At 71.0% G+C, this 14,009-nt stretch carries 14 protein-coding genes; 11 read left to right on the top strand and 3 right to left on the bottom strand.

Annotation, left to right across the window (positions count from 1 at the left end; genetic code table 11):
• Nucleotides 1-319: hypothetical protein (locus BWR60_RS03380; protein ID WP_218823326.1), on the bottom strand; the 319-nt coding region annotated here is incomplete at its 3' end.
• Nucleotides 320-890: 571 nt separating this feature from the next.
• Here BWR60_RS03380 and gabD point away from each other — a divergent pair.
• The 11 genes from gabD to BWR60_RS03325 all read left to right on the top strand — a co-directional run bounded on the left by gabD (nt 891) and on the right by BWR60_RS03325 (nt 11,744).
• Nucleotides 891-2,348, top strand: coding sequence for an NADP-dependent succinate-semialdehyde dehydrogenase (gene gabD, locus BWR60_RS03375; RefSeq protein WP_088149588.1), 1,458 nt, complete (start codon nt 891-893; stop codon nt 2,346-2,348).
• Entirely contained in the window at nt 2,345-3,055 is a 711-nt protein-coding gene (rpiA, locus tag BWR60_RS03370) for a ribose-5-phosphate isomerase RpiA (protein ID WP_230982935.1), read from the top strand. The genes gabD and rpiA overlap by 4 nt, the downstream gene beginning before the upstream one ends.
• An 83-nt stretch (nt 3,056-3,138) precedes the next feature.
• Complete coding sequence (locus BWR60_RS03365) at nt 3,139-3,822, top strand: class I SAM-dependent methyltransferase (protein ID WP_088149587.1); 684 nt, start codon at nt 3,139-3,141, stop codon at nt 3,820-3,822.
• 124 nt (nt 3,823-3,946) lie between these two features.
• Nucleotides 3,947-5,329: a glutathione-disulfide reductase gene (gor, locus tag BWR60_RS03360; protein ID WP_088149586.1), complete on the top strand. Its 1,383-nt coding sequence runs from the start codon at nt 3,947-3,949 to the stop codon at nt 5,327-5,329.
• On the top strand, nt 5,326-6,072 hold the full coding sequence (locus BWR60_RS03355; protein ID WP_088149585.1) for a class I SAM-dependent methyltransferase: 747 nt from the start codon (nt 5,326-5,328) through the stop codon (nt 6,070-6,072). Before gor ends, BWR60_RS03355 begins: the two co-directional genes overlap by 4 nt.
• Nucleotides 6,073-6,214: 142 nt before the next feature.
• Nucleotides 6,215-7,603: a class II 3-deoxy-7-phosphoheptulonate synthase gene (locus BWR60_RS03350; RefSeq protein WP_088149584.1), complete on the top strand. Its 1,389-nt coding sequence runs from the start codon at nt 6,215-6,217 to the stop codon at nt 7,601-7,603.
• Between the two features lie 59 nt (nt 7,604-7,662).
• Nucleotides 7,663-8,835, top strand: coding sequence for a nicotinate phosphoribosyltransferase (locus BWR60_RS03345; protein ID WP_088149583.1), 1,173 nt, complete (start codon nt 7,663-7,665; stop codon nt 8,833-8,835).
• Between the two features lie 78 nt (nt 8,836-8,913).
• Nucleotides 8,914-9,138 (top strand): antitoxin MazE family protein, encoded by a 225-nt coding sequence (locus BWR60_RS03340; RefSeq protein ID WP_088149582.1) that lies wholly within the window; start codon nt 8,914-8,916, stop codon nt 9,136-9,138.
• Nucleotides 9,135-9,482, top strand: coding sequence for a type II toxin-antitoxin system PemK/MazF family toxin (locus BWR60_RS03335; protein ID WP_088149581.1), 348 nt, complete (start codon nt 9,135-9,137; stop codon nt 9,480-9,482). The genes BWR60_RS03340 and BWR60_RS03335 overlap by 4 nt, the downstream gene beginning before the upstream one ends.
• A 31-nt stretch (nt 9,483-9,513) precedes the next feature.
• On the top strand, nt 9,514-10,941 hold the full coding sequence (gene pabB / locus BWR60_RS03330) for an aminodeoxychorismate synthase component I (protein ID WP_230982933.1): 1,428 nt from the start codon (nt 9,514-9,516) through the stop codon (nt 10,939-10,941).
• The gene (locus BWR60_RS03325) at nt 10,941-11,744 is read left to right on the top strand and encodes an aminotransferase class IV (protein WP_088149580.1); all 804 of its coding nucleotides are present in this window, start codon (nt 10,941-10,943) and stop codon (nt 11,742-11,744) included. The genes pabB and BWR60_RS03325 overlap by 1 nt, the downstream gene beginning before the upstream one ends.
• 6 nt (nt 11,745-11,750) lie before the next feature.
• Here the strand turns inward: BWR60_RS03325 and BWR60_RS03320 are convergent, their stop codons facing one another.
• Entirely contained in the window at nt 11,751-12,668 is a 918-nt protein-coding gene (locus BWR60_RS03320) for an extracellular catalytic domain type 1 short-chain-length polyhydroxyalkanoate depolymerase (RefSeq protein WP_144445513.1), read from the bottom strand.
• Nucleotides 12,669-12,764: 96 nt separating this feature from the next.
• Entirely contained in the window at nt 12,765-13,979 is a 1,215-nt protein-coding gene (gene thrS / locus BWR60_RS03315) for a threonine--tRNA ligase (protein WP_088149578.1), read from the bottom strand.
• Between the last annotated feature and the right edge of the window lie 30 nt (nt 13,980-14,009).

Below are 14,009 nucleotides of genomic sequence, written 5' to 3'. Positions count from 1 at the left end.
CCCGGGCGGCGGCCGATGCCCGGGCGGGGCGGGGGGCCGGAACGGCGACCGCCACCGGGCTCGACGCCGGGGTGACCGTCCGGCCGTTGGTTGCGGCGTTGCGGACGGCGCCTTCGACCCGGTCGCTGGACTGGCCGGCGGCGGCGGCCGCGGCGGCGTTCAGCTCACGCGTCGAGCGCGACGCGGCGTGGGCGGGTTCGCTGAGGAGGGCGACGCCGCAGAGCAGCGTCAACAGACTGGCAGTGAGGGACCTGAGTGGGCGCTTGGCCCGAAGATGGATGCTCTGGATTCTGAGCTCATAGTCAGTGTCGCGGGTCATCACTGGCCCGTCCCCCCTGCGCTGTTCAACCGGACTGCACTCGCTCCCTTGGCGCTCCAAACGGATGCAGCGCCTTTCCGTCCGGCTCGTCCGGTGACCCCAGTCACCGCCCCCTCACCGGCAAGGATGGTTAGTAACATTCTGAAATATTGCCTGCCAAGCAAAAATGACATGCTTTCGCCCGATTCCCGCCCGCTTTGGAACACCAGTACAGAAGCGATGCGGGTTCATGTATTGCAGGCGGCCGTAAAAAAATTATTCGACTTTTGAGGAGTGCATAGGTCGTTTCGATCGCCTATTCGTCCAGCCGTGGACACGATGCTGGAAAGTCGAAGGGTTCAATTGATTGGTAAGACTATTTAAGGGCAGGCAAGCGAAGCGGCTGCTAACATCTTCAATGTCCGACAAAACCGGACGATGTTCCGGTTTTGGACCTTGCGGCGCGACGGCGAGCTCCGCGTCCGGCGCATAGCAGGATATCGGGTGCCCTGGCAGCCCTCGGCCGGCCGCGCTACAACCTCCCTTCGAGATCAGGCGGATGGACACGCCGAGAAGAGGGAGACCGGATCCGATGCAGCTCACCGACTCGAAGCTTTTCCGCCAGCAATGCTATATCGACGGCCGCTGGGCCGACGCCGATGACGGGCGGGTGATCGATGTCACCAACCCGGCCGATGGTGCGAAGTTGGGCACCGTGCCGCGCGCCGGCACCGCCGAGACCCGCCGCGCCATCGCCGCCGCCGACAAGGCCTGGCCGGCCTGGCGCGCCAAGACGGCGCAGGAGCGGTTCACCATCCTGCGGCGCTGGTTCGAGCTGATGATGGCGAATCAGGAGGATTTGGCGAAGCTGATGACGGCGGAGCAGGGCAAGCCGCTGGCCGAGAGCCGCGGCGAGATCGCCTATGCCGCCAGCTTCGTCGAATGGTTCGCCGAGGAGGGCAAGCGGATCTACGGCGACACCATCCCGGCGCCGTTCGGCGACCGCCGCATCGTCGTGATCAAGCAGCCGATCGGCGTCTGCGCCGCGATCACGCCCTGGAACTTCCCGGCGGCGATGATCACCCGCAAGGCCGGCGCGGCCCTGGCCGCCGGCTGCACCATGGTGGTCAAGCCGGCCAGCGAGACGCCCTATTCGGCCCTGGCCCTGGCGGAGCTGGGCGAGCGCGCCGGCATCCCGGCCGGCGTGTTCTCGGTCATCACCGGCAGCGCCGGCGAGATCGGCGGCGAGATGACGTCCAGCCCGATCGTCCGCAAGGTCACCTTCACCGGGTCGACCGAGATCGGCAAGCTGCTGATCCAGCAATCGGCCTCCACCGTGAAGAAGGTGTCGATGGAGCTGGGCGGCAACGCGCCCTTCATCGTCTTCGACGACGCCGACCTCGACGCCGCTGTGCAGGGCGCGATCGCGTCCAAGTATCGCAACACCGGCCAGACCTGCGTCTGCGCCAACCGCCTGCTGGTGCAGGACGGGGTCTATGACGCCTTCGCCGCCAAGCTGGCCGAGGCGGTGGGCAAGCTGAAGGTCGCCGACGGCATGACCGAGGGCGCGACGCAGGGGCCGCTGATCAACATGAAGGCGGTCGAGAAGGTGGAGGAGCACATCGCCGACGCGGTGGAGAAGGGCGCCCATGTCGCCTTCGGCGGCAAGCGCCACGCCCTGGGCGGCACCTTCTTCCAGCCGACGATCCTGACCGATGTGACGCCGGAGATGAAGGTGGCGAAGGAGGAGACCTTCGGCCCGCTGGCGCCGCTGTTCCGGTTCAAGACCGAGGAGGAGGCGATCCGCATGGCCAACGACACCGAGTTCGGCCTGGCCTCCTATTTCTACAGCCGCGACATCGGCCGGATCTGGCGGGTCGGCGAGGCGCTGGAATACGGCATCGTCGGCATCAATGAGGGCCTGATCTCGACCGCCGTCGCCCCCTTCGGCGGGGTGAAGGAGAGCGGCCTGGGCCGCGAAGGCTCGCATTACGGCATCGAGGATTATCTCGAGGTCAAATACATGTGCATGGGCGGGCTGAACCGGTGACCGACGCGTTGTCGCCGCAGGAGCAGGGCAAGCGCGCCGCGGGCGAGGCCGCGGCGGCGCTGGTGCAGGACGGCATGCGCCTCGGCCTCGGCACCGGGTCGACCGTCCGCTGGGTGCTGGAGGCGCTGGCCCGCCGCATCAAGGAGGAGGGGCTGCGCGTCACCGGCATCCCCACCTCCGAGCAGACGGCGGAGCGGGCGCGGGCGCTCGGCATCCCGCTGACCGACTTCGCCGCGACCGAGGCGCTGGACCTCTGCATCGACGGGGCCGACGAGGTCGAGCAGGGCACGCTGCGCCTGATCAAGGGGCTGGGCGGGGCGCTGCTGCGCGAGAAGATCGTGGCCGAGGCCTCTTCCCGGTTCATCGCGGTGGTCGACGGCTCGAAGCTCGTCGGGGTGCTCGGCGAGAAGGCGCCGCTGCCGGTCGAGGTCACGGCCTTCGGCTGGGAGGCGACGACCCGGCGCCTCTCGGCCCTCGGCGGCGCCCCGGTGCTGCGCCAGCGCGACGGCGCGCCGGTCCGCACCGATGGCGGCAATCTGGTGCTGGATTGCGGCGGCTTCGCGCCGATCCGCGACCCGGAGGGGCTGCAGGCCCGGCTCAAGACCATCGCCGGCGTGGTCGAGACCGGGCTGTTCCTCGGCGGCGCCGAGCAGGCGATCGTCGGCCAGGCGGATGGCAGCTCTACAATCCTGAAGCCCGGGGCCTGAGTTTTGGAGGAGGCCGCGGTGATGCCGCGGCCTTCCGCCCCGGCTAGGGTGGGCCATCGCACAGTCGAGATCAGGAGACTCGCATGACCCTGGCCCAGGCCAATTACGGCACCTGGCATGCCGACCCGCAGCGCGAGGTCGCGATGGCGGACGGCCACCGGCCCTATTGGGAGCATTTCATCGGGCTGGTGCCGGAGACGGACCTGGCCGGCAGGGACGTGCTCGATTTCGGCTGCAACCGCGGCGGCTTCCTGCAGCTGCTGCATGACCGGCGGCCGTTCCGCTGGGGCCTCGGCGTCGACATCGCCACCGACTCGATCGCCGCGGCCGAGGCGGCGAAGGGCGGGCTGCCGGTCGAGCACCGTGTCGCCACCGACCTGTCGCCCTGGGCCGGCCGCTTCGACATCGCCTTCAGCTACGAGGTGATCTACCTGCTGCCGGACATCGCCGACCACGCGGCGCGGATGCTGGAGGTGATGCGCCCCGGCGGCGTCTACTACGCCGTCACCGGCTGCCACACCGACAGCCCGCTGTGGCCGCGCTGGCGCACGCTGATCGGCGGCACCACCAACGCGCCGGTGCAGGACCGGTCGCCCGACGACTATGCCGCGGCCTTCGCCGCCGCCGGCTTCTCGGTCTCGGTCAAGAAGTTCGGCTTCGACGGCTTCGTGCCGGCGACCAAGGACAAGCGCTACTACCCGAAGCTGGTCGACGCCATCACCTATGGCGCCGAGCACAAGCTGCTGTTCCGCATGGTCAAGGCATAGCCGCCCTGCGGGGCGAACGGGCTTGCCTCGAAGGGGTTCCGCGGCCCAAATGCCACGTGAACCCCTTCCTGCGCAGCCGCTCCGGCTGCGCCGCTTTGACCGCGCCAGGCGGTCCGGACAGGCCATGAGCGGATTCGATTTCGACTATTTCGTCATCGGCGGCGGCTCGGGCGGCGTGCGCTCGGCCCGCATCGCGGCGCAGCACGGCGCCCGCGTCGGCATCGCCGAGGAGCGCTACTGGGGCGGCACCTGCGTCAATGTCGGCTGCGTGCCGAAGAAGCTGCTGGCCATGGCGGCGCATTTCTCCGCCGATTTCGAGGACGCCGCCGGCTTCGGCTGGACCGTGCCGGGCGCGACCCATGACTGGGCCACGCTGATCGCCCGCAAGGATGCCGAGATCGGCCGGCTGAACGGCATCTACCGCAAGCTGCTGACCGGCGCCGGCGCCACCATGTTCGATGCCCGCGCGGTGCTGGTCGATGCTCATACGATCGACGTCGGCGGCAAGCGCGTCACCGCCGACCGCATCCTCGTCGCGACCGGCGGCTGGCCGGTGCTGCCGGACAAGCCCGGTGTCCGCGAGCACGCCTTCACCTCGAACGAGGCGTTCCATCTGGAGCGGATGCCGCAGCGCGTGGTGATCGTCGGCGGCGGCTATATCGCGGTGGAGTTCGCCGGCATCTTCCACGGCCTGGGCGCCGAGGTGACGCTGGTGCATCGCGGCGACATGGTGCTGCGCGGCTTCGACGACGATCTGCGCGTCCACCTCGCCACCGAGATCGGCAAGGCCGGCGTCAATCTGCGCCTGGGCTGCCAGGTCGAGGGCATCGCCAAGGTCGGCGACGCCCTGGCGGTGACGCTGAGCAATGACGAGGTGATCGCCGCCGACGGGGTGATGTACGCCACCGGCCGCAAGCCGAACACGGCCGGGCTGGGGCTGGAGGCGGTGGGCGTCGCGGTCGACGCCGACGGCGCCATCACGGTCGACGAGCACTACCGGACCAGCGTGCCCAACATCTACGCGCTGGGCGACGTCACCGACCGGCTGAACCTGACGCCGGTGGCGATCGCCGAGGGCCACGCCTTGGCCGACACGCTGTTCGGCAACAAGCCGCGGGTGCCGTCCTACGAGAATGTGCCGACGGCGGTGTTCTCCAACCCGCCGATCGGCACCGTCGGGCTGACCGAGGCGGCGGCGCAGCAGCGCTATGGCGAAGTCGATGTCTACCGCGCCGTGTTCCGGCCGATGCGCCACACCTTGTCGGGCCGCGAGGAGCGGACGCTGATGAAGCTGGTGGTTGACCCCAAGACAGACCGGGTGCTGGGCTGCCACATGGTCGGGCCGGACGCGCCGGAGATCGTGCAGGGCCTGGCCATCGCCCTGACCTGCGGCGCCACCAAGGCGCAGTTCGACGCCACCATCGGCATCCACCCGACGGCGGCGGAGGAGTTCGTGACCATGCGCAGCAAGGTCGAACGCCCGGCCAGCCCTGGCCTGGCCCAGTGACGGACACGCCGCAGAACATCTATGACGACCCGGCCTTCTTCGCCGGCTATGCGGCGCTGCGCGACACCGAAGGCGGGCTGAACGCGGCGCTGGAGCAGCCGGCGCTGGCGCGGCTGCTGCCGCCGCTGGCGGGGCTGCGGGTCCTCGACCTCGGCTGCGGCTTCGGCGACTTCGCCCGCGCCGTCCGGGCGCAGGGCGCGGCCTCGGTGCTGGGGGTCGACGTCTCGGCGAAGATGCTGACGGAGGCCCGGGCCCGCACCGACGACCCGGCCATCCGCTACGAGCAGGCGGCGATCGAGACGCTGGCGCTGGAGGAAAGGGCGTTCGACCTCGCTGTCTCCTCGCTGGCCCTGCACTATGTCGCCGACTATGCCGGCGCGGTCCGGCGGGTCGCGGCGGCGCTGGCGCCGGGCGGCCGCTTCGTCTTTTCGGTCGAGCATCCGATGTGCACTGCCCTGGGCGGCGGGCAGTGGCACTGCGATGCGGCGGGCGAGCCGCAGCATTGGCCGGTCGACCGCTATGGCGAGGAAGGCCGGCGCGACACCCGCTGGTTCGTCGACGGCGTGGTCAAGTACCACCGCACCGTCGCCGGCTATGTCAACGGTCTGGTCGAGGCGGGGCTGGTCCTGGCGCGGCTGGGCGAGCCCGAGGCCGATCCGGCGGCACTGGCGGCGCGGCCGGACCTCGCGCTGCACCGACGCCGGCCCCCCTTCCTGCTGCTGGCGGCGGACAAGCCCGCCTGACGGCCCGGCCGCACGCCGTCCTTGTCATGGGAGGGCTGCGCTGCGACGCTGGCGTTGCCGGGGGCGCAGGCGTATAGCCTCACCCGGTCCTGCCCGCGACAGGGAGAGCGCGGACGGGGGCGCAAGTGCGGAGTGTACGGTGATGGCGGAACGGTGGACCCCTGACTCCTGGCGCGCGCTGCCGGTGAGGCAGATGCCGCAATATCCCGACGCGGCCAAGGTCGCGGCGGCGGAGCAGACCCTGTCGAAGTATCCGCCGCTGGTCTTCGCCGGCGAGGCCCGCTCGCTGAAGGCCTCGCTCGGCCGTGTCGCCGATGGCAAGGCGTTCCTGCTGCAGGGCGGCGACTGCGCCGAGAGCTTCGCCGAATTCCACCCGGACAAGATCCGCGACACCTTTCGCGTGCTGCTGCAGATGGCGGTCATCCTGACCTTCGGCGGCGGCCTGCCGGTGATCAAGGTCGGCCGCATGGCCGGGCAGTTCGCCAAGCCGCGCTCCGCCGACATGGAGACGATCAACGGCGTCTCGCTGCCCTCCTATCGCGGCGACATCGTCAACGGCGTCGATTTCGACGAGGCCTCGCGCGTGCCGGATCCGGCCCGCATGGTGCAGGCCTACAACCAGTCGGCCGCCACGCTGAACCTGCTGCGCGCCTTCGCCCAGGGCGGCTATGCCGACCTGCACAAGGTGCATCAGTGGAATCTCGGCTTCGTCACCCGGTCGCCCTGGGGCGAGCGCTACGAGGCCTTCGCCAACCGGATCGACGAGGCGCTGGAGTTCATGGCCGCCTGCGGCGTCACGGCGGAGACCACGCCGGCGATCCGCGAGACCGACTTCTATACCAGCCACGAGGCGCTGCTGCTGCCCTATGAGCAGGCGCTGACCCGCATCGACAGCACCACGGGCGACTGGTACGACGTCTCGGCCCATCTGCTGTGGATCGGCGACCGCACCCGCCAGGCCGACGGCGCGCATGTCGAGTTCCTGCGCGGGGTGAAGAACCCGCTGGGCCTGAAATGCGGCCCGTCGCTGGACCCCGACGACCTGATCCGCCTGATCGACGCGCTGAACCCGGACAACGAGGCCGGGCGGCTCACCCTGATCGTGCGCATGGGCGCCGACAAGGTGGTCGACAAGCTGCCGGCGCTGCTGCGCCGGGTGCGCGACGAGGGCCGCACCGTGGTCTGGTGCTGCGACCCGATGCACGGCAACACCATCACCTCGCCCTCCGGCTACAAGACCCGGCCGTTCGACCGGATCCTGTCGGAGGTGCGCGACTTCTTCGACCTGCACCGGGCCGAGGGCACCCATCCCGGCGGCGTGCATTTCGAGATGACCGGCCAGGACGTCACCGAATGCACCGGCGGCGCCCAGGCCATCACCGACGAGGCGCTGTCGCTGCGCTACCAGACCGCGGTCGATCCGCGGCTGAACGCCAGCCAGTCGATCGAGCTGGCCTTCCTGATCGCCGAGAAGCTGAAGCAGGAGCGCAGCGCGCAGGATGCGGCCCGCCGGGCCGCGGCCGCGGAATAGGGGCTGCGGCCGTCGTGCCGCGGCCACGGAATAGCAACCCTTCCAAGGGAACGGCGTCCATGACCCCTTCGGTCGACGATCTGTCGCGCTGGACCGACAAGTACTTCCTGCGGACCAAGGGCATCGTCGAGCGCTTCGGCGACACCCGTGTCACCTATGCCGTGTTCATGCGCCGCCCGGTCGTGGCGGCGCCGCGGCTGGCGATCGAATGGCTGCAGCAGGTGGCGAAGGAGCGCGGCTTCACGGTCGAGATCGACCTGCGCTACGGCGAAGGCAAATGGGTCGGGTCGGGCGAGCCGATGCTCTACATCACCGGCCCGCTGCGCCATCTGGTCGATTGCGAGACGGTGCTGCTGCAGAAGCTGGGGCCCGCCTGCGTCGCCGCCTACAACGCCTACACCATGTGCGCCGAGCTGCCGCGCGCGGCCTTCCTGGCGATGGATGCGCGGCACTGCGCCGGCACCGAGATGGCGGAGCTGATGGCCTATGCCGCCAGCGTCGGCTCGGCCCGGGCCAAGCGCAAGCACGATGCCAAGGGCTTCATCGGCAACGCCACCGACGCCACGGCGCATTTCTTCGGCCAGGCCGCCGGCCTCGGCACCATGCCGCATGCCCTGATCGGCTATGCCGGGTCGACCGTCCGCGCCGCCGAGATGTTCCACGAGGTGTTCCCGGACGATGCGCTGACCGTCCTGGTCGACTATTTCGCCCGTGAGGTCAGCGACGCGCTGGAGGTCTGCCGCCGCTTCCCGGACATGGCGGCGGCCGGCCGGCTGTCGGTGCGCATCGACACCGGCGGCGGCCGCTACATGGAAGGGCTGGGGCCCGGCGAATCCTACGCGGTGCTGGAGCGGCACGTGCCCGAGGCGGTGCGCGGCTACCGCAGCGAGGAGGAACTGCGCCACCTGATCGGCACCGGCGTGTCGGCCGCGGCGATCCACCATCTGCGCGACAAGCTGGACGAGGCCGGCTTCGGCAAGGTGCGGATCGTGGTCTCCAGCGGCTTCAGCCCGGCCAAGTGCCGGGTGATGGCGCTGGCCAGGGCGCCGATCGACGTGGTCGGCACCGGCAGCTTCCTGCCGGAGCGCTGGAGCGAGACCTACGCCACCGCCGACATCGTCGAATATGACGGCAAGCCGATGGTCAAGGTCGGCCGCGAATGGCTGCTGCGGCTGCGCCCGGACGGCAGCGCCCGGCCGGGGCCGGACACCATGGCCGGCTCGGGGATCTGAGCATCTACGGGGGTATCGCATCGATCTTGGAGAGGGCGCGGGCTTCTGATAGGGTTACATGTAACCTTGGAGCCTAACATGCCCACTCGTTCCCGCCCGATGTCGTCGCGTGACAAGGTCAAGGCGCATCGGGAACGGCTGCGCAGCCAGGGATTGCGTCCAATCCAGATCTGGGTGCCGGATGTCCGGTCGCCCGCCTTCGCGGCGGAGGCCCACAGACAGTCCCTCGTCGTCGCCCGCAGCCCTGCGGCCCGGGAGGATCAGGACTTCATCGAGGCGATCACGGACTGGGACGTCGAGTGAGGCGTGGCGAAGTCTGGACCGTCGCCGGTGGCGGTGACTACATGGGCAAGCCGCGCCCGGCCGTGATCGTCCAGGACGATCGTTTCGATGCGACGGATTCGATGACCATCTGCAGCTTCACCACGAATCCAGCCGACGCGCCGCTGTTTCGCCCGCTGGTCGAGCCGAGCGAGCGCAACGGGCTCCGATCGCCGTGTCGACTGATGGTCGACAAGATCACCACGGTTCGACGGGACAAGCTCGGGGCCCGCATCGGCCGCCTCGACGACGAAGATGTCGTCCGCTTGAATCGGGCCATTCTCGTATTTCTCGGGCTCGCTGCCCCGATCAAGCCGGGGGCCTAGCGTCACCCGGTTCCGCTGGAAACCGCTGTCCGTGACCATATCGCCCGTTTTCTCGCCTGTGCAGCCGACATCGGCACTCCCGATCGGGGGCACTCTCTGCCGGCCGATCCCCTGGCGCGACCCGGTCGAGGCCTTCGCCGCGATCCGGCGGCGGCCCCGGCCGGTGCTGCTGGATTCCGCCCTGGTCGACGGCACCCGCGGCCGCTGGTCGCTGATCGCGGCCGATCCGTTCCAATGGATCGAGGTCGGCGTTGCCGACGCGCCGGCCGATCCCTTCGGCACCCTCGCGGCGCTGCTGGCCCGTTACCGCGTCGAGCCCGATGTGGCGCTGCCGCCGCTCGGGCCGGGTGCGATCGGCTTTCTGGGCTACGAGGCCGGGCGCTTCGCCGACCGCATGCCGGCGCCGCAATCCATCGGGCTCGACCTGCCGGACATCGCCTTCGGCCTCTATGACTGCGTCGCCGTGTTCGACGCGGTCGAGCGGCGCGCCTGGGTGCTGTCGACCGGCTGGCCGGAGGAGAACCCCGTGGCCCGCCGCCACTGGGCGCAGGCGCAGGCCGACGACCTCGCCGCCGCGATCGCCGATGCGCCGCCGCTGCCGCCACCCGACGCCACGCCCCGCGGCATCTGGCGGTCGGAGATGCCGGCGGATCGCTATCGCGACGGCGTCCGCCGGATCCGCGACTGGATCATCGCCGGCGACATCTACCAGGCCAACCTGACCCAGCGCTTCCTGGCCGACCTGCCGGACGGGCTCGACCCCTTCACGCTGCATCGCCGCCTGCGTGCCCTGTCGCCGGCGCCCTTCGCCGCCTTCCTCGACCTGGGCGAGGGGCGGTGGATCGCCAGCGCCTCGCCGGAGCGGTTCCTGGCGGTCGACCCGGCAGGGCGGGTCGAGACACGGCCGATCAAGGGCACCCGGCCCCGCGGGGTCGATGCGGCGGCGGATGCGGCCTTGGCGGCGGAACTGCAGGCCAGCACGAAAGACCGGGCCGAGAACCTGATGATCGTCGACCTGCTGCGCAACGACCTGTCGAAGGTCTGCGCCGTCGGCAGCGTGCGGGTGCCGGTGCTGTGCGGGCTGGAGACCTTTCCCCGGGTGCACCACCTGGTCTCGGTGGTGGAGGGGCGGCTGGCGCCGGGCCGCGGCGCGGTCGACCTGCTGCGCGCCTGCTTCCCCGGCGGCTCGATCACCGGCGCGCCGAAGATCCGGGCGATGGAGATCATCCGGGAGCTGGAGCCGGCGCGGCGCGGGCCCTATTGCGGCTCGGTCGTCCATCTCGGCTTCGACGGGTCGATGGATTCCAGCATCGTCATCCGCACGCTGTGCGGGGCGCAGGGGCAGGTCGCGGCCCAGGCCGGCGGCGGCATCGTCTATGATTCCGATCCGGACGCCGAATACGACGAGGCCATGGTGAAGGTCCGGCCGCTGCTGCAGGCCCTGGCGGGAGCCGCCTGATGCCCTGGCTGAACGGACGGCTGATATCGGCCGAGGCGGCACGGATCGATCCGGCCGATCGCGGCTTCACCCTCGGCGACGGGCTGTTCGAGACCATCCGGGTGCGCGACGGCGCCGCGGTCTGGCTCGACCGGCACCTGGCGCGCCTGGCTGAAGGCCGTGCCGTGCTCGGCATCCCGGCGCGGTTCGACGACACTGTCCTGGCCGGGGCCTGCGCCGCGGTGATCGCGGCCGAGGGGATCGGGGCCGGCGCGCTGCGCCTGACCGTCAGCCGCGGCGCCGGCCCGCGCGGCGTGCTGCCGCCGGCGACGCCCACGCCGACCGTGCTGGTCGCCGGCCATGCCGGGCTGCCGCCGCAGGGGCCGGTGGCGCTGGTCGTGGCCCGCGGCACCTGCCGCAACCAGGCCTCGCCGCTCAGCCGGGTGAAGTCGCTGAACTATCTTGACGCGGTGCTGGCCCGGCGCGAGGCGGCGGAGCGCGGCGCCGACGACGCGGTGATGCTGAACACCGCGGGCCGGGTGGCGGAGACCAGCATCGCCAACCTGTTCGCCCGGATCGACGGCGCTTGGGTGACGCCGGCGGTGGGGGAGGGGGCTCTGCCGGGCATCATGCGAGCGGAGGTGATGACGCGGCTGGGGGCGGTGGAGCGGCCGATCGCTGTCGCGGAGTTGCAACGGGCGGACGCATTGCTGCTGACCAATGCCCTGTCGATCCGCGCCGTGGGGCGGCTGGAGGACAGGGCCCTGCCGGCCGGTACGGAAACGGCCGCCGGGGTGCGCCGGGAACTGGGCCTACCGGACTGACGCTCGCTACAGCCGCGGATGGTCGGCGAAGAAGTGCCAGATATGCGGCGTGGCGGCGAAGCCGGGCGTCATCTGGCCGTCCGGCCAGGCGTGGTAGCCGCCCTCGACCACGTCGAACCGCACCGCGGTCCCGGACCGGCAGTCGGGATAGTCCTCGACCTTGATGCCGAGGACCGTGGCGCGCTGCACCGGCTCGGCCTGGCAGCCGTCATAGGCCGCCCAGAAGGCCACGGAGTCCTGCACCGGCGGGAACTTGGCGCGGGCGTAGCTCTCCCGCTCCGGCGTGCCGTCGAACGGCACGGCGCTGTCGTCGGTGCCGTGGATGTGGATCACCGAGACCGGGCGGCTCGGGGTGCAGGACGGCACCAGGATCGCGCCCGAGACCACGGCGACGCCGGCGAAGATGTCGTCGGCCTCGCAGGCCAGGCGATAGGCCATCATGCCGCCGGCGGAGAAGCCGGCCGCATAGACGCGGTGGCGGTCGATCGCCCGTGACTGCTCGATCTCCGACACCAGCGCGCGCACGAAGCCGATGTCGTCGGCATCCTGCCGCATGGCCGAGCCGCAGCAGTCGCCGGCGTTCCAGCTGAACTGGTCGGCGGTCTCGGCGGTCGGCTTCAGGCGGCCGGTGCCGTTCGGGTAGGCGACGACGAAGCCCTCGGCATCGGCCTCGGCGTCGAAGCCGGTCAGGGCGACCGCGGCCGCCGCGTTGGCGCCGCCGCCATGCAGCACCACCACCAGCGGCAGCGGCCCGCCTCCCTGCGCCGCCGGCGGCAGGTGCAGGGTGTAGCTGCGGGAGATGCCGTTGACCGGCAGCGTCGCCTCGGCATCCGTGCCGGCCGCCCGGCTCGCGGCTGTCGACAGCGGCAGCGCAAGCGCCGCGATGACCGGGAACATCAGCGCCTGCGCAAGCCGTCGTGCCATCTCTGCCGTCTCGATCGGGTCCGCCGGCAGGATAGCGCGGCCGGCCGCGAAGGCCAGCCGCGATGAAGGGTCGCGGGCGGACAGGCCGTCCACCGGTCAGGCGGCGAGGGCCGAGGTCTCCGCCGGCGACCGCGCCTCCGCGCTTAGCCGCTCGATCGCGGCGGCCAGGGGCAGGGAGTCCTGCCGGCCGTCACGGTAGCGCAGCGCCACGGTGCCGTCCCGCGCTTCGCGCGCGCCGATGGCGGCCAGCACCGGCACGCCGTCGGCATGGGCGTCGACGATCTTGCGCGACAGCCGTTCCGGCCGGGCGTCGAGGGCGACGCGCAGCCCCGCCGCCTCGAAGGCCTCGGCCACCCGGCAGGCCGGGACGACGTCGTCGGCGCCGATCGAGGCCACCACCAGCTGCTCCGGCGCCAGCCACAGCGGCAGCCGACCCTCGTGATGCTCAAGCAGGATTCCGATGAAGCGCTCCAGGCTGCCCAGCACGGCGTGGTGCAGCATCACCGGCGCGACGGCATGGCTGTGCTCGTCGACATAGGCCGCGCCGAGCCGCTCCGGCATCACCAGGTCGAGCTGGATGACGCCGCATTGCCAGCGCCGGCCGCGGCTATCGCGCAGGTGGAATTCCAGCTTCGGCCCGTAGAAGGCGCCCTCGCCGGGCAGGGTCTCGCAGTCCAGCCCGGCCTGCCGGGCCGCGCCCGCCAGCGCCGCCTCGGCCCGGTCCCAGACCTCGTCCGACCCGGCCCGCTGCGGCGGCCGTGTGGCGAAGGCGACGTCGAACTCGTCGAAGCCGAAATCGGCGTAGATCCGGCGCAGCAAGCCGCAGAACCGCGCCACCTCGGCCTCGACCTGGTCCGCGTGGCAGAACACATGGGCGTCGTCCTGGACGAAGCCGCGGGCCCGCATCAGCCCCTGCAGCGCGCCCGACGGCTCGTTGCGATGCACGGCGCCGAACTCGAAATAGCGGATCGGCAGCTCGCGATACGACCGCACGCGCTTGTTGAAGATCTGGACATGGCCGGGGCAGCTCATCGGCTTCAGCGCCATGATCCGGCCCTCATCGGCCACGGCGAACATCTGGGCGCCGAATTTCTGCCAGTGGCCGCTGCGGTTCCACAGGCCGCGGGCCAGCAGCTGCGGTGTCCGCACCTCGCGGTAGCCGGCGCGGGCCATGCGCCTTCGGACATGGTCTTCGACCACGCGGTACAGCGCCCAGCCGCGCGGATGCCAGAAGACCATGCCGGGGCCGTCTTCCTGCTGGTGGAACAGGTCGAGGCGGTTGCCGAGGCTGCGGTGATCGATGTCGTCCATGGAAGTCTCCGTTGCGTTGGACCGGCGCAG

Origin of the sequence: Inquilinus limosus (assembly GCF_002195995.1) — a bacterium.
In the GTDB taxonomy this organism is placed as follows: Bacteria; Pseudomonadota; Alphaproteobacteria; order DSM-16000; family Inquilinaceae; genus Inquilinus; species Inquilinus limosus_C.
The sequence above is the reverse complement of the archived record's forward strand: the minus strand, read 5'-3'. Positions and strand labels throughout refer to the sequence as shown.